Origin of the sequence: Herbidospora yilanensis (assembly GCF_001570565.1) — a bacterium.
In the GTDB taxonomy this organism is placed as follows: domain Bacteria; phylum Actinomycetota; class Actinomycetes; order Streptosporangiales; family Streptosporangiaceae; genus Herbidospora; species Herbidospora yilanensis.
This window is the reverse complement of record NZ_BBXE01000025.1, coordinates 174,005-188,320: the sequence shown is the minus strand read 5'-3', so window position 1 is coordinate 188,320 and position 14,316 is coordinate 174,005. Positions and strand designations below refer to the sequence as shown.

Genomic DNA, 14,316 nt, shown 5'->3' with positions numbered 1-14,316 from the left:
GCTAGCCCCGAACGTCGTGGTCCCGCCGAGGTTGGGGGTCCTCCTCGGCGGGACCACGGCCCTACAGATCGAGACCGGGTTCCCGGCAGCGCATCAGCAGCATGGCCGCGTCGTCGGTCGGCGGGCCGTCGATGTGCGCGATCAGGTCGCGGCGCAGGGACTCCAGCGCCGCCTCCGGGTCGTCCTCCTTGAGCAGCGGAACCCGGTCGGCCAGCGGATAGAAGCGGCCCAGGGCGTCGCGGGCCTCGATGACACCGTCGGTGTAGAAGAGGATCTGGTCGCCCGGTTCGAAGGTGATCGAGTAAGGCGCCGGCCCCTCGGGCCCCAGGACCGCCAGCCCCAGCGGGGGCACGTGGTCGTCGGGGTCGGCGAACTCGATCTCCCCGCCCGCCCTGACCACCAGCGGCGCGGGGTGGCCGTAGTTGAGGAGCGTCATGGTCGTCTCCTCGATGCTGAACTCCGCCAGCACGGCGGTGACGAACTCCTCACCGGAAAGACGCCGGTTGAGCGCCTTCTCCAGCCGGGCGCTGACCCCTTCGAGGTCCTTCTCGTCGTGGGCCGCCTCACGGAAGGCCCCCAGGACCAGCGCGGCCGTCTCGACCGCCTCCAGGCCCTTGCCCTGGACGTCGCCCACGATGACCCTGACGCCGGTGGGGGCGGTGACGACCTCGTACAGATCACCGCCGATGTGCGCCTCGGCCATGGCCGAGGTGTAGGAGACGGCCACGCGCATGTGCCCGGCCCGCCGCGGCACCGGCCGCAGCAGCACCCGCTGCGCGACCTCGGCCACCGACCTGACCTGGGCCAGTTCCTGTTCCCTGCGGCGGCGGCCGACCGTCGCCAGGGCGCTCGCCGCCGTCACTCCGGCGATCGAGCCCATGGTGATGTACGCCCGGCGCAACTCAAGCTGGTTGTAGGCCGCCAGCCCCACCGCCAGCACCAGCGCGGTCACCCCGACGAGCATGGTCCGCCGGATGCCGCCGGTGAGCGAGGCGAAGGCCGGGCCGACCGCGAGCAGGGGCAGGAACCCGATCTCAGGGCCCGTGCTCAGATCGAGCACCGACACGAGGAGCATCATCAGGAACGGCAACACCGCCAGAGCGAGCGCCGTGCGGGCCCCGGCCGCCCGGCGCCGCCCCTTGCCCGGACGGAACGTTCCGGTGAGGCGCAACGGCATCCGGCGAATCCCCTCTAATCCCGTCTGGTACGCGCTTGCGACCATACTTCACGATCCCGCCTGGGATGCGAAGTCACAAAAACGAGAGGCGCCCGCATCCCCCTGGATACGGGCGCCTCTTTGAAGGTGGCTAGAGGATCGAGCCGGACCAGACGTTGGCCGCCTGCTTGTAGACGCCGTAGGTCTCGCCGTCGAAGTAGGCCGAGACCGAGGTGTCGATGCGCTTGTTGCCGTCACGGTCGGAGACCGCGATGGTCACGCCGTTCAGGTAGCCGAGGCGGCGGGTGTTCTTGTAGCCGGCCAGCCACGAGGAGCCGATGGCGCCCTGGCCGGTGAACGACGACTTGATGCCGACGAGCTCGTCACCCTTGATCGCCGACGCCTTGGCGGCGAAGGTCTTCCCGTACGACCACTTCAGGGTGTTGCCGGAGAAGACGCGGTTGCCGTCGGGGTGGGCGCCGCTCGGGTAGCCGAACACGTAGTGGGCCTTGCCGAGCTTCTGGTTGTAGGCCAGGCCCTGGCCGCCGACGTTGTCGCCGAGGCGGCCGACGTTCTCGAGGCCGCGGACGATGTAGTGGTCCTTGAAGTAGGCCTCCGGCACGGAGGTCTTCACCCACTTCTTCACGAACCATTCCTTCTTGAAGAACTGGTTCTGCTCGGTCTTGCGCAGCACACCCTTGAAGGCGGTGTCGGCCTTCAGCTTGTTGTAGGTGGCCTCGTCGATCGGGTATTCCTTGCCCGAGTCGGGCCCGCACCACGTCGGGCACTTCTCGCCGTTCTTCATGGCGTTGGTGCCGTTGGGGGCGGCGTTGTAGGCGGCCTGGGTGACCGACTCGGTGGTCAGCTTCACGCCGTCGACGCCGTCGGTGTAGTACTTCTCGGCCTCGGCCTGGGTGAACGACGCCTTCGGCGGGTCGACCGGAGCGGTCACGGGCGCGAGGGTCTTCTTCCAGTAGGGGCCGCCCTCGGTGTACTTGGCCTCGAACTCCTCTTTGGTGACCACCTCGGAGAGGATCTTCTTCTGACCCTTCCACTTGTCGTAGGTCTTCTTGTCGACCTCTTTGTCACCCGTGAGCTTGACGCCGTTGTAGACGGTGACGAACGCGTAGTTGCGGTCGCCGTCCTCGTAGACGTCGAAGTCGTAGTGGGTGTAGGCGGTCTTGCCGACGTAGATGCCCCAGGGGGTCTTGCCCTGGTAGTAGCCGGGCACGAAGACCCAGTTGTTCAGGACGGGCTTGTTGCTGACCGTGTCGTACACACACTGGCCGGCGGTCGCCACGAGGTTGCGGTACTTCGACTGCAGCGAGGTGCCCGAGCACCAGTGGGGCTTGCCGTCGGCGCCCATGAAGAAGACCTTGCCGCTCGTGCGGGGCAGGTTCACGTTCTTCGAGGTGGAGGTCGACTTCTTCTCGTCGCCGATCGCGGGGACGGTGCCCGCCTTGGTGTCGGCGGTGGGGCCGCCCGTGGACACGTGCTTGGCCGCGACCGTCGTCTCGACGTTGTAGGGGGTCGCGTCCTGCAGCTGCGCCTTGTCCCAGAAGTAGGCGATGGCCTGCGCCTCGCTGGAACCGGCCAGCACCTCCTTCTCGATGTACTGGGGGGCGGCTGCGGCGGGGCTCGCGACCAGCGCTGCGGCCAGCAGTCCGATGGATCCGGCGAAGGTGCTGCCGATGGTGAGGGTGCGCTGCACTGCGGGGTCTCCCTTGCTCTGCCGTGGGACGTCACTCGCGCCCCATCCGTCAGTAAATGGATTGGCAAGGACGTTACATGTGACGATTCGGATAGAACCCCCAGGTCGTTATAACTGTGACCCAGATCACATTATTTTCCGGGAACCGGATTCGATTGGACGCCGTCCAATTCGCCTGTCCAGCGGTAGATCGTCGCGGCATGTAACAAGTTCGACGCCCCTGGTTCACATGAGAGGCGGGGTGTCGTACCGTGGTATGTAAGTGGGAGCGCTCCCAACTTGGACGGTGAAGGAGGACGCGGGCATGAGTGTCCCTTTCGCCGTCACGGCGCTCGACGGGCTCGACGACTTCGAGACCTGGTCGGCCGAATGTCTCCTCCCGGCCGTCGGCGCCAGCGTCGCCGAGGCCCGCCGGCTGGTCCGGCGTGAACTGACCAGCCGGGGCTGCGCCTCCTTCGTCGACGATTGCCAGCTCATCGTCAGCGAGCTCGTCACCAACGCCGTCCGCCACGCCGGTACCGCCTTCGCGCTCCGGCTGCGCGGCACCCGCGAATGGGTCTACGGCGAGGTCTTCGACACCGGCGCCACCCCGCCCCGCCCGCGCGAACCGCGCCCCGACGCCACCGACGGCCGCGGTCTGCTGATCGTGGGCACGCTGGCCGCGTCGTGGGGCTTCGCGCCGGGCGCGCGCGGCGGCAAGATCGTCTGGTTCGTGCTGGGAGATTCCTAGTTACGGCTCCGCCCACCCCGGCACCGCCCGCCGCCCCCGGCCCGCGCCGCATCCGGCGCCGCCCGGCCGCGCGGGCTAGCCGCGGAACGCCGCCAGCACTCCCGTCGTGATCTCGTGGGGGGTCAGCGTCGCGTCGGCCACGTGGTCGGCGACCTCCAGGAACTTCCGCCGCCGCTTGTCCCGCTGCGTCTTCAGCATGTGCACCAGGTCGGGCTCGAAGTGCGGCCGGTGGCTGCCCGAGGCCATCCGTTCGGCCAGCACCTCCGGCGGCCCGTCCAGGAAGACCACGAACGACGAGGTCAACGCGTCGCGGGCGGCGGGGTCCTCGACCGTGCTTGCGGCGGCGGCCACGACCACGGCGGGCCGGGCGGCCACGGCGTCGAGCAGGACGTCGGTCTCGCGGTCGTGCAGCACGTCGGTGCCGACGGTCTCGTTCATGCGGGCGGCCGTCTGCCCGTAGCGGGCCTCCAGGTCGCCGTCGCTGTCGCGCATCTCGCGGCCGAGCGCCTCGGCGACCAGGCGCGCGACCGTGCTCTTGCCGGCGCCCATCAAGCCCATGATCACGACGGGGGTCTCGTTCATGACGGGCATTCTGCCCGCGTGGTGCGGTTTTGCTCCCCCCGCGTTTGAGATTCGCTCACGGGATAGTGCACCGGTCGAAGGAGGAACGCCATGACCATCGCCGGAAGCATCATCCTGATCATGTTGGGCGCCATTCTCACCTGGGCGGTCGAATTCACCCTCGCGGGGCTCGACATCCAGGTCATCGGGGTCATCCTCATGGTGGGCGGCCTGGCGGGGCTGCTGTTCGGCCTCTACCGGCTGAGCGCCGTCCGCCGCGCGTCCACCACCGTGACCCCGGTGGCCCCCGTGGACGAGGTGCACACCACCCAGCGTCGCGTCTACGAGGAACGCCGCTACGACGACCCCATCTGAGCCACCCCGAAACACGAGGAGCCGGACGTCCCGAGGCCTTCAGGCCTCCGACCCGGCTCCTTCGTGTCATGGGCTTCGTGTCATGGCCGGGAACGAGGGCCGCGACCGGGTCGCCCGGCCCGGCCCTCGATCATCGGCCGCTCCGGATCAGGCCAGAGTGTCCTTGACCTTGATCTGGCCGGCGTCGATCACGAACTTCTGGTTGGGGTGGTCGAGGCAGGTCCACAGGCGGACCTTGGAGTTGTTGGCCCGGCTGTTGGTGGTGTCGAGGCAGACCTCCCTGGCGGTGCCGATGGTGTCCTTGACCTTGATCTGGCCGGCGTCGATCACGAACTTCTGGTTGGGGTGGTCGAGGCAGGTCCACAGGCGGACCTTGGAGTTGTTGGCCCGGCTGTTGGTGGTGTCGAGGCAGACCTCCCTGGCGGTGCCGATGGTGTCCTTGACCTTGATCTGCCCGGCGTCGATCACGAACCGCTGGTTGGCGTGGTCGAGGCACGCCCACAGGCGGACCTCGGTGTTGTTCGCCCGGCTGTTCGTGGTGTCGACGCAGACGGGGCCGGCGACCTGGGCGGAAGCCGAGACGGGGAGGGCGACGCCCGCGCTGACGGTGGTGGCCAGGACGACGCCGGACAACATGCGGCGAATAGAAGACATGGTTCGCTTCCTTCGGAGAGGGTCGATCAGAGCATGATCACCATTCCTCACTTGAAGTAGTAGATCAAGCACTCAACGTGACTGTGTCAAAGAGCCCTTCCGTTACGGCTCCGCCTCGTCAAAGCCCGCGCGTGGCCATGGGTCTCCGCGGCCGGGCCGCGATGACGATGAGGCCATGCGTTCACTCCTGTGGTCCGCCGTCGCCCTGGCCGCCGGCCTCGCCCTCACACCGCTCCAGCCGGCCGCCGCCGACGACATCGGCGGCGTCAGTTGTCTGGCCGGCAACCTGCACCTGCGGTACACTCCCGGGCTGACGTTCACCGAGAAGACCATCCGCGTGCGGGGCACCGGCGACCTGAGCTCCTGCCAGTCGGCCAGGCATCCGCGGATCACCGGGGGAGTCGTCCGGGTCAGGGCCACCGTGACGGGCAAGTGCCCGGGGCCGATCGACCCCGCCTCGGCCAAGGTCACGATCACCTGGAACGACGGCAGCCGGTCGACGATCACGGAGTCGGCCTTCAGCCGCGTGGGCAAGGCCCTCCAGGTCGAGGGAGACGTCGCCGCCGGGGCCTTCAAGGGCGGGGTCGCCCACGCCGACGGCCGGGCCACCGGCAACTTCATCGCGGCGGCCGCAGCCTGCCTGACCGGCGGGTTCACCCGCAGCTCGGTCGTGGTCGAGCGATTCTCGATCACCGCCTGAGAGCCGGGCCGTGAAACCGGCTCGTGGGACCCGGCTCGTGGGACCCGGCTCGTGAAACCGGGCCGAGTAACCGGGCCGGGAAAAGCCGAGGGCCGGGACGCGACGTCCCGGCCCGGTCCCTCCCCGGCCGGTCAGCCGGCCTCGGCGCGCGGGCCGCCGCCCAGCGAGCGCTGGCGGCGGGTCGCGACGTACATGTCGACGCCGATGCCGACCGCGGCCACGATGCCGATGATCATCAGCCACCACACGCCGCTGAGGCCGGCGATCACCGCCACGGCGATCGCGATCACCAGGCCGAAGGACCCGAGCCTGACGTGGACGACGTCGCGCGGCGTCGCCGGCACCATGGGCTTGCCCCGGGCGTCGACCTGTTCTTCGGTCTTTCTCGGCTCTGTCATGATTTATCCCCTACCCTCCGATTTCGTGCGTTATCGCCGTTCGACGACGTGGACCTCGCCGCCGAGCTCCCGCACCAGGCGGGCCTCCGGCAGCAGGTCGGGGTGGCCGCCGCCGCCCTTGACGTAGACGTCGGGGCGGATGAGCTTCAGCAGGGACGCCGGGGTGTCGTCCTCGATCAGCGTGATGTAGTCGACCGAGCCCAGCCCGGCCAGCACGGCCGCCCGGTCCTCGGCGGTGTTGACCACCCGGTCGGGGGCCTTCCTGCGGGCGGCGCTGCGGTCGTCCCGCACCCCCACGACCAGCACGTCGCCGAACCGGCGGGCCTGCTCCAGGCAGGTCACGTGACCGGGGTGCAGGACGTCGAAGCAGCCGTCGGTGAAGACGATGCGGCGGCCCTGCTCCCGTTCGACGGCGACCCGTTCGGCCAGGACCTTGGCCGGCATTGCCGGGCGCGGGCGGCCCAGCTCGGCGAGCAGGTCGGCCGCGTCGCAGACCGCCGTGCCGGGGCGGCGGGAGACGACGTCGGCCCCCGCCTGGGCCAGGTCGGCGGCGGTCGCCGGATCGGCCCCAGCGGCCAGGGCCAGCGCGAAGACCGCGGTGAAGGTGTCGCCGGCCCCCGCGCCCACGAGGTCGCCGGAGGCCGGTCTGGTCCGGTAGGGCGGGCGGCCCTCCCGGTGGACGACCGCGCCGTCGCCCTCGTCGGAGACCACTATGGGGGCGCAGTCGTCCGCGAGGAGGTCGCAGGCGTCATGCCTGGCCAGCACGGCGGCCGGTCCGGCGTCGCGCCAGAGTTCGGGGTCGTAGGCGTCCACGACCAGCATCGGCAGGTCCGAGAGGGCCCGGCGGACCTCCTCGGTGCAGACGCCCGCGCCCGAGTCGCAGACGATGACCACGTGGGCCACGTCGGCCAGCTCGCGGATCTGGGCGACCAGTTCGCCCTCGACCTGAGGGGAGATGGGGGAACGGTCCTCCTCGTCGTACCGTGCCACGATCTGCCCGCCCGACATGACCCGCCGCTTCACGGCGGTCCGGCGGCTGCGGGTGACGATGGGCCCGTCCACCTCGTGGCGAAGGAGGGCTCCGATAAGCGCCGTCCCCGCGGGGTCGGCGCCGGCGACGCCGACCAGGTGCACGCGGGCACCGAGCGCGGCGAGATTGGCGGCGGTGTTGGCCGCGCCCCCGGGGGCGTGCTCGATCTGCTCGACGCTGACCACCGGCACCGGCGCCTCCTGCGCCATCCGGCTGGCCTGGCCCTGGAGCCACGAGTCGAGCATCACGTCCCCGACGACCACGGCCGTGAGGCCGGGGAAGCGGCGCACTGTCTCTTCCGTCATGGGCATCTCTGCTGCCCGGGGGCGTGCGGGGAAAACCGCAGCGTGTTTGCTCATGGACCCCTCGGGTAACCGGGCCGGGGTACCGAAACCGAACCGATCGAAGCGAATCTGCCGCAAAGAAGGTCCTGCGATGAACCTCATCGTCGAGAGCGTCGAGCGGATCGCCGTTCTGCGGGCCACGGCCCTGGGTGACCTGCTGCTGATCCTCCCCGCCGTGGAGGCGCTGCGCCGTGCCTATCCCGCCGCGAGAATCACCCTGCTCGGCCGGGAGTGGCAGGTGCCGTTCCTGCGCGGCCGTCCCGGCCCGGTCGACGACGTCGTGCCCGTGCCGCCCATGGAGGAGTCACCGGGCGCGCCGCCGGAACTCGTCGGCCGCTTCGACCTGGCACTCCAGATGCACGGCGACGGGCACCACGCCAACGCCTTCGTCAACGGCCTGGGCGCCCGGGTGACCGCCGGGCTGCGCGGCGACGACGCCCAGCCGCTCGACCGCTGGGTGCCCTACGTCCCCTACCAGCACGAGACCCTGCGGTTCCTGGAGGTGGCGGGCCTGGTCGGGGCGAGCGCCGACGACGTCGAGCCGCGCATGCGGGTGACCCGCGACGACTACGCCGAGTTGCGGTCGGTCCTGGGGGAGCTCCCGCGCGGCCTCATCGCGGTGCACCCGGGGGGCCGCGACGCCCGCCGCCGCTGGCCCGCCTCCTGTTTCGCCGAGGCCGCCGCCCGGCTGGGGCGACCGGTCGCGGTGACCGGCGGGGAGCACGAACGCGACCTGGTGGAGAAGGTCGCCGCGCTGATCCCCCGGTCGATCCCGGTCGTCGGCGCGTTGTCGGCGGGCGGCCTGGCGGCCCTCTACACGGCCTGCGACGTGGTGATCGCCAACGACAGCGGCCCCCGGCGGCTGGCCGCCGCGACGGGCACGCCGACCGTCGGGGTCTACTGGTGCGGCGACCTGATCAACGCCGGACCGCTCACCCGCAGCCACCACCGCCCCCTCATCTCGTGGACGACGGCCTGCCCGACCTGCGGAGGGGTGGGCCTCCGCGAACCGGGCGGCTGCGACCACCCGGTGTCGTGGCTGACCGACGTGGGCGCGGAGGCGGTCGCCGCCCAGGCCGGCGAACTGCTCAGCGCCTGACCAGGCCGTCGTTCAGGACCGCCGAAGCGGCCCTCAGCACGTCCGCGGTGGTCACGCTCGCCGGGTCGGCGCCATCGCGCAGGGCCTGATGGCGGGGCCGTTCCCGTGGCGGGCCCCAGCGCTCGGGCCGCTCCGGGCCGAAGATCGTCACCGACGGGGTGCCGTAGGCCGTCGCGAGCTGGGACACCCCCGTGTCGGAGCTGATCACCAGCCGCGCCCCGGCCACGACCGCGCACAACTCCCGCAGCGACGTCCGGCCCGCCAGCACGATCTGCGGCGGCAGCACCGCCTGCGTCGCCACCAGCAGCGCCAGCGGGCGCTCCTTGCGCGAACCGGTCACGACGACCGGCAGGTCCTCTCCGGCCATCGCCCGCGCCACCTCGGCGAACCGTTCCGGCGGCCAGCGCCGCGACAGGCCCGTCCCGCCCGGGTGGATCACCACCGCGCCGGCCGCCGGGCTCGGTGTCATCGGCGGGGGCAGCAGCAGGTCGCGGGGGTCGGCCTTCAGGCCGTACCACTCGACCAGGCGGCACCAGCGCCGCGTCTCGTGCTCGTCGTCGTCCCACTTCGGCCCGGGGGGATAGGCCTCCTCCGCGTACGCCCACAACCTCCGGGGCCGCAGGTCGGCCAGCAACTCCGTGGACCTCGGCCCCCGGCCGTGCAGGTTCACCGCGATCTCGGGGAAGAAGGGCAGGTCGGAGCCGCGGTCGGTGAGCCCCGGCCACATGATCGGCTCCAGGCCGTACGCCGGGATGAGCCGGTCGACCACCCCGGTCAGGGCGGCCAGTTCGCTCAGCTCCGGCGGGCAGGCCAGGGCGATCCTGATGCCACTGCGGCGCAGGGCGCGCAGGGCCGGCACGGCCGTCAGCAGATGGCCGATGCCCTGCGCGCGCAGCACGAGTGCGGTCGTCATGCGGTCGCCCCCAACCGGACGCCGACCTCTCGATAGGCGGCGACCGTCTCCGTCGCGATCCTGTTCCAGCCGTAACGCGCCCTGGCCCGGTCGGCCCCGGCGATGCCGAACGCGCTCATCCGCACCGGGTCGGCCAGCAACCGCTGCACCGCCCTGGCCAGCGCGCTGGGCCGGCGCGGCGGCACCAGCACGCCGGTGATCCCGTTGACCACGGTCTCCTTCTGGCCCCCCACGCACGACGCGACCACCGGCACCCCGCAGGCCATCGCCTCAAGCGCGACCATGCCGAAGGGCTCGTACCAGGGCACGCTGACGACGGCGGCGGCCGAGCGCATCAGCGCGGGCACGTCCTGACGGCCGACCTGGCCGGTGAAGGTGACCCGGTCGGCCACCCCGTTCCGCTGGGCCAGCCAGCGCAGCCGGGTCACCTCGGGGTCGTGGTGCAGCGAGTGGGCGGGCGGCCCGCCGGCCACCACGAGCTCCACGCCCTTGATCCCGCGGAGCGCCTCGATGATCGTCGCCACGCCCTTGCGGGGCACCAGGCGGCTGATCGACACCAGCCGGGGCCGGGCCGTGGCCGGTGCCGGGACGTGCGGGTTGAACCGGGCCAGGTCGACGCCGCACGGCACGACCCGGGCCCGCCGCCGGCTGATCCCCATCCGGCGCAGTTCGTCGACCTCGTCGGTGCAGGTCGCGACGATGGCGTCGGCCTCGCGGCCGATCCGGGTCTCGGCCTCGATCCGGTCGGCCGGGCTGGTGTCCTCGGCGCCCTGGTGCCGCCGCTTGACCGAGCCGAGCGCGTGGTAGGTGTGCAGGACCGGGATCCCGAGGTCCCGGGCCGCGCCGAGGGCGGCCAGGCCGCTCATCCAGAAGTGGCTGTGCACCACGTCGGGCCGGTCGAACAACCACTGCTCCCGCAGCCACTTCGCGAAGTGCGGCACCCACGGGAGGATGTCGTCCTTCGGGATCTTCCTGGCCGGACCGGCCGGCACGTGGACGACGGTGACGCGGGGCGCGATCCGCACCCTCTCGGGCGCCTTCTCGTCGTCGCGGCGGGTGTAGACGACGACCTCGTGACCGAGTGCCGCGACCGCTCTGGCCAGGGCGTCCACGTGGACGTTCTGGCCTCCGGCGTCAGTGGTGCCGACGCAGGCGAGCGGGCTGGCGTGCTCCGAGATCATGGCGATCTTCATGGGGTTACCTCCGGGAACGGCTGGTCCCGCTCGCGGGCGGGATCGCGAGCGAACGGGTGGCCCGAGTCCGGGGTCACGGGAGCCGGGAGGAGAGCACGCCGGTTAGACGCGGCGAAATGGGGGGAATGTGCGGTGAGCAAGGGACCTCCGGGACGGCATGCGTCAGCGAGGGAGGTGCCTGCTTCCTAGGCACAAGATTGCCTCCACTTTAACCTATGAAGCCGTCCAGCAAACATCCTGTTTCGCCGGAAAAGCGGCGGGCAGGCGTTTTCTCTATGGACACACCGCAATATGTGGCCGCCCGCGTGCAGCAAGCCATCGCGGAGGACGGCCGGACGAACGAACTCGGCATCCGGGTCGACGTGCGCGGAGACCAGGTCTTCCTGCGGGGTCAGGTGACCGGTGACGACCAGCGTCATCTGCTGACCGAGGTGGCCCGGGAGGCCGCCCCGGGCCTGACCGTCCACAACGAGGTGACCTGCGTGGAGGTCCGTGACCCCGGGGAGGAGGAGCAACTGTGAGCATCCGTGTCGCGGCCGTCGCCGACATCCACCTGGGAGAGGCCCAGCGGGGCGGCTACCGGCCCCACCTGGAGGGCATCGAGGAGCGAGCCGACGTCCTGCTGGTCGGCGGCGACCTGACCCGTCACGGCACCCTCGACGAAGGCAAGATCGTCGCGGAGGAGTTCCGCGGCCTGCCGGTGCCCGTCGTCTTCGTGCTGGGCAACCACGACTACCACTCCGACGCCGAGCAGGAGATCGTCGCCGTGCTGCGGGAGGCCGGCGGGATCGTCCTCGACGACAGCGCCGAGACGATCCTCGGCGGGCGGCTCGGCGTCGCCGGGGGCAAGGGCTTCGGCGGTGGCTTCGCCGGCAAGTCGGCCAGCGAGTTCGGGGAGCCCGAGACCAAGGCGTTCGTCCGGCACACGCGGGAGATCGCCGACCGGTGGCGCATCGCGCTGAAGAGCCTCGACACCGAATACCGGGTCGTGCTCAGCCACTATTCGCCGGTCAAGGAGACGCTGGCCGGGGAGCCGCCGGAGATCTACCCCTTCCTCGGCAGCTATCTGCTCGCCGAGGCGGTCGACGCGGAGGGCGCCGACCTGATCGTCCACGGCCACGCCCACGCGGGCACCGAGAAGGGCATGACCCCGGGCGGCATCCGGGTCAGGAACGTGGCGCTGCCGGTGCTGAGCCGGGCCTACGCCACCTACTGCCTCGGTGCGGAAGAGTGTTAGAACACGTGATGGCGGCCGGACGTTCCGGCCGCCATCGTCGTGTTTTCATGATCGCTATACGTTGAAGATACTGACGCCGCCGGGCCCCACGAGGAACCCGAGGACGATGAGGACGATCCCCCAGAGGATGTCCCGGCGAGCGAGGATCACGTAGATCCCGGCGATGACGAGTACGACCGCGATGATCCAGAGCAAAGTAGCCATGAAGCTCGACTGCCCTCCCGAAGCGGTCATTAACGCCAGGGAACATGGGCAGGGGAGATTTCATGACACGTTTTGGTTACTTCCTCAGTTCCGAAGAGCACAGCCCGAAAGAGCTGGTCAGACAGGCCGTGCTCGCCGAACAGGCGGGGTTCGAGGGCCTGTGGATCTCCGACCATTTCCACCCCTGGATCGACGAGCAGGGCGAGAGCTCCTTCGTCTGGTCGGTGATCGGCGCGCTCTCCCAGGTGGTCTCCCTGCCGGTGACGACGGCGGTGACCTGTCCGCTGGTCCGTATCCATCCGGCGATCGTGGCGCAGGCCGCGGCGACCGCGCAGGTCCTGCTCGACGGCCGCTTCCACCTCGGTGTCGGCACGGGCGAAGCCCTCAACGAGCACATCTTCGGCGACCCGTGGCCCCCGTCCGGCGACCGGCAGCGCATGCTGGAGGAGGCCGTGGGGATCATCCGCGAACTGTGGGAGGGCGGCCTGGTCACCCATCACGGCGAGTTCTACGACGTCGAGAACGCGCGGCTCTACACGCTGCCCGACGAGCCACCGCCCGTCTACGTCTCGGGCTTCGGCCCCGGCTCGGCGGAGCTCGCGGGCCGGATCGGCGACGGGTTCGTGTCGGTGATGCCGGACGCGGAACTGCTGGAGGCGTACCGGAAGGCCGGGGGCGCGGGGAAGCCGGCGCAGGCGGGCCTGAAGGTCTGCTGGGGCACCGACGAGGAGGACGCCCGCCGGCTGGCCCACCGCCTGTGGCCCACCGAGGGCATCCAGGGGGAGGCCAACCAGCTCCTTCCGCTGCCGCGCCACTTCGAGCAGCTCGCCACGCTGGTCCGGCCCGACGACCTGACCCTGCCGGCCGGTCCCGATCCCGAGGTGCACATCGCCGCGATCCAGCAGTTCGTCGACGCCGGATACGACGAGATCTACATCTCCCAGATCGGGCCCGAGCAGGAGGGCTTCTTCGAGTTCTACGAGTCGGCGGTCCTGCCGCGGTTCCGCTGAAGGGTCACCAGCGGCTGCACGAACCACAACCAGGAGCTGAGTGACACCACTCCGGCCGCGATCAGAATGGCCGGGGTGGCGCCCAGGTAGACCTCGACGACCAGCCCGGTCGAGCAGGTCATCGACACCGCCAGGGCGATCCCCCCGACCACCGCCAGCTCGTTGGCCCGGTGGAGCATGATCTCCTTCAGCCCCGACCGGAACAGGATCCGGTTCTGCACCGCGGGGGCCAGCAGGCAGATCGAGGCCACCGCCGCCGACACCAGGGCGGCGTAGAAGAGCCACTTGCCGAACTCGTCGACCCGGCTGAACCCGGCGGAGAAGGGGAGCGTGAGCAGGAACGCGAACAGCACCTGCACCCCGGTCGACTGGACCCGCAGGCCCTGGAGGAGTTCGTTCAGCTCACGGTCGACCCGTTCCTTGGGGTTCTCCTCGGGGTTGGTCAACAGGATCCTGGGCTCTTGTTCCGTCATTTCGCCACCTTGATCATTTTTGCGTACGCGAGCTGTAACCAGTCGGACACCGCCACCGCCGTCATCGTCGCGCCCACCAGGCGGGTCACCCGGGGGGCGAAGACCATTCCGGCCGCGTAGCCGGTCGCGATCCACTGGGCCAGGCAGAACGGGCAGCTCAGGAGCTCGCCCACGGCGTGGCGGTGACCGTCGCCGCGGACCTCCTCCTTCAGTTCGGAGGGCCCGGAGACCCCGACGTACCGCGTGAAGGGCGCCCTGAGCGGGCTGGTGACGGTGTCCTTCGCGATCGTGCGGGACAGGCGGTGGGTGGCCGCCGACATCAGGGCGAGGTCCATGGGCGTCACCCGGTCGGGGGCCGCGTGCCCGGTGAGCCTTCCGGCGGCCAGGAGGGCGGCGACGGCGGTGCCGTACACACCGAGGACCCTGGCGTAAGAAGCCAAGGGGCGCTCCTTGGAGTACGCGTCGTTGATCTCTCTGAGGGTCTCGGTCATGGCGCGACGTAGTACCCCGGATTGTTTGGGTCGAACG

The 14,316-nt window shown here is 70.6% G+C and carries 18 protein-coding genes; 7 read left to right on the top strand and 11 right to left on the bottom strand.

All coding sequences use genetic code 11. The features are described from left to right. Positions 1-61: 61 nt before the first annotated feature. Positions 62-1,177, bottom strand: coding sequence for a PP2C family protein-serine/threonine phosphatase (locus AW273_RS20385; RefSeq protein ID WP_062350105.1), 1,116 nt, complete (start codon positions 1,175-1,177; stop codon positions 62-64). A 130-nt stretch (positions 1,178-1,307) separates the two neighbouring features. Continuing rightward, positions 1,308-2,867: a trypsin-like serine peptidase gene (locus AW273_RS37970; RefSeq protein WP_063910035.1), complete on the bottom strand. Its 1,560-nt coding sequence runs from the start codon at positions 2,865-2,867 to the stop codon at positions 1,308-1,310. A gap of 304 nt (positions 2,868-3,171) precedes the next feature. On the opposite strand from AW273_RS37970, the gene AW273_RS20375 reads away from it, so the two are divergent. Further along, on the top strand, positions 3,172-3,597 hold the full coding sequence (locus tag AW273_RS20375; protein WP_157555973.1) for an ATP-binding protein: 426 nt from the start codon (positions 3,172-3,174) through the stop codon (positions 3,595-3,597). Between the two features lie 75 nt (positions 3,598-3,672). On the opposite strand, the gene AW273_RS20370 is transcribed toward AW273_RS20375, so the two are convergent. Continuing rightward, the gene (locus AW273_RS20370) at positions 3,673-4,179 is read right to left on the bottom strand and encodes a shikimate kinase (protein WP_062350100.1); all 507 of its coding nucleotides are present in this window, start codon (positions 4,177-4,179) and stop codon (positions 3,673-3,675) included. A gap of 90 nt (positions 4,180-4,269) precedes the next feature. Here AW273_RS20370 and AW273_RS20365 point away from each other — a divergent pair, with 90 nt between their 5' ends. After that, positions 4,270-4,533, top strand: coding sequence for a DUF6458 family protein (locus tag AW273_RS20365; protein WP_062350098.1), 264 nt, complete (start codon positions 4,270-4,272; stop codon positions 4,531-4,533). Between the two features lie 147 nt (positions 4,534-4,680). Here AW273_RS20365 and AW273_RS20360 read toward each other — a convergent pair whose 3' ends face one another. After that, positions 4,681-5,187: an RICIN domain-containing protein gene (locus AW273_RS20360; RefSeq protein ID WP_083949888.1), complete on the bottom strand. Its 507-nt coding sequence runs from the start codon at positions 5,185-5,187 to the stop codon at positions 4,681-4,683. Between the two features lie 175 nt (positions 5,188-5,362). On the opposite strand from AW273_RS20360, the gene AW273_RS20355 reads away from it, so the two are divergent. Further along, on the top strand, positions 5,363-5,887 hold the full coding sequence (locus AW273_RS20355; protein WP_062350093.1) for a hypothetical protein: 525 nt from the start codon (positions 5,363-5,365) through the stop codon (positions 5,885-5,887). Between the two features lie 131 nt (positions 5,888-6,018). Here the strand turns inward: AW273_RS20355 and AW273_RS20350 are convergent, their stop codons facing one another. Together AW273_RS20350 and AW273_RS20345 are read right to left on the bottom strand one after the other, a co-directional pair. After that, positions 6,019-6,285: a hypothetical protein gene (locus AW273_RS20350; protein WP_062350091.1), complete on the bottom strand. Its 267-nt coding sequence runs from the start codon at positions 6,283-6,285 to the stop codon at positions 6,019-6,021. A gap of 30 nt (positions 6,286-6,315) precedes the next feature. Next, positions 6,316-7,620, bottom strand: a complete 1,305-nt coding sequence (locus AW273_RS20345) for a PfkB family carbohydrate kinase (RefSeq protein ID WP_198168253.1) — start codon at positions 7,618-7,620, stop codon at positions 6,316-6,318. A 130-nt stretch (positions 7,621-7,750) separates the two neighbouring features. On the opposite strand from AW273_RS20345, the gene AW273_RS20340 reads away from it, so the two are divergent. Continuing rightward, positions 7,751-8,758, top strand: a complete 1,008-nt coding sequence (locus AW273_RS20340) for a glycosyltransferase family 9 protein (protein ID WP_062350080.1) — start codon at positions 7,751-7,753, stop codon at positions 8,756-8,758. Here the strand turns inward: AW273_RS20340 and AW273_RS20335 are convergent. After that, positions 8,748-9,671: a glycosyltransferase family 9 protein gene (locus AW273_RS20335; protein ID WP_062350078.1), complete on the bottom strand. Its 924-nt coding sequence runs from the start codon at positions 9,669-9,671 to the stop codon at positions 8,748-8,750. The two genes, AW273_RS20340 and AW273_RS20335, sit on opposite strands and share 11 nt — an antisense overlap. Further along, positions 9,668-10,864: a glycosyltransferase gene (locus AW273_RS20330; protein WP_062350075.1), complete on the bottom strand. Its 1,197-nt coding sequence runs from the start codon at positions 10,862-10,864 to the stop codon at positions 9,668-9,670. The genes AW273_RS20335 and AW273_RS20330 overlap by 4 nt, the downstream gene beginning before the upstream one ends. Positions 10,865-11,139: 275 nt before the next feature. Here AW273_RS20330 and AW273_RS20325 point away from each other — a divergent pair, with 275 nt between their 5' ends. Next, entirely contained in the window at positions 11,140-11,385 is a 246-nt protein-coding gene (locus tag AW273_RS20325; RefSeq protein WP_062350073.1) for a BON domain-containing protein, read from the top strand. Further along, positions 11,382-12,101, top strand: coding sequence for a metallophosphoesterase family protein (locus tag AW273_RS20320; protein WP_198168252.1), 720 nt, complete (start codon positions 11,382-11,384; stop codon positions 12,099-12,101). Before AW273_RS20325 ends, AW273_RS20320 begins: the two co-directional genes overlap by 4 nt. A gap of 54 nt (positions 12,102-12,155) precedes the next feature. On the opposite strand, the gene AW273_RS37965 is transcribed toward AW273_RS20320, so the two are convergent. After that, positions 12,156-12,305: a GPGG-motif small membrane protein gene (locus AW273_RS37965; RefSeq protein WP_169807523.1), complete on the bottom strand. Its 150-nt coding sequence runs from the start codon at positions 12,303-12,305 to the stop codon at positions 12,156-12,158. A gap of 62 nt (positions 12,306-12,367) precedes the next feature. On the opposite strand from AW273_RS37965, the gene AW273_RS20310 reads away from it, so the two are divergent. Next, entirely contained in the window at positions 12,368-13,315 is a 948-nt protein-coding gene (locus AW273_RS20310) for a TIGR03557 family F420-dependent LLM class oxidoreductase (protein ID WP_062350071.1), read from the top strand. Here AW273_RS20310 and AW273_RS20305 read toward each other — a convergent pair. Both AW273_RS20305 and AW273_RS20300 read right to left on the bottom strand, forming a co-directional pair. Further along, entirely contained in the window at positions 13,282-13,788 is a 507-nt protein-coding gene (locus AW273_RS20305; RefSeq protein WP_062350069.1) for a DUF6328 family protein, read from the bottom strand. The two genes, AW273_RS20310 and AW273_RS20305, sit on opposite strands and share 34 nt — an antisense overlap. Beyond that, the gene (locus AW273_RS20300) at positions 13,785-14,279 is read right to left on the bottom strand and encodes a DUF1360 domain-containing protein (RefSeq protein ID WP_062350067.1); all 495 of its coding nucleotides are present in this window, start codon (positions 14,277-14,279) and stop codon (positions 13,785-13,787) included. The genes AW273_RS20305 and AW273_RS20300 overlap by 4 nt, the downstream gene beginning before the upstream one ends. Positions 14,280-14,316 lie beyond the last annotated feature (37 nt).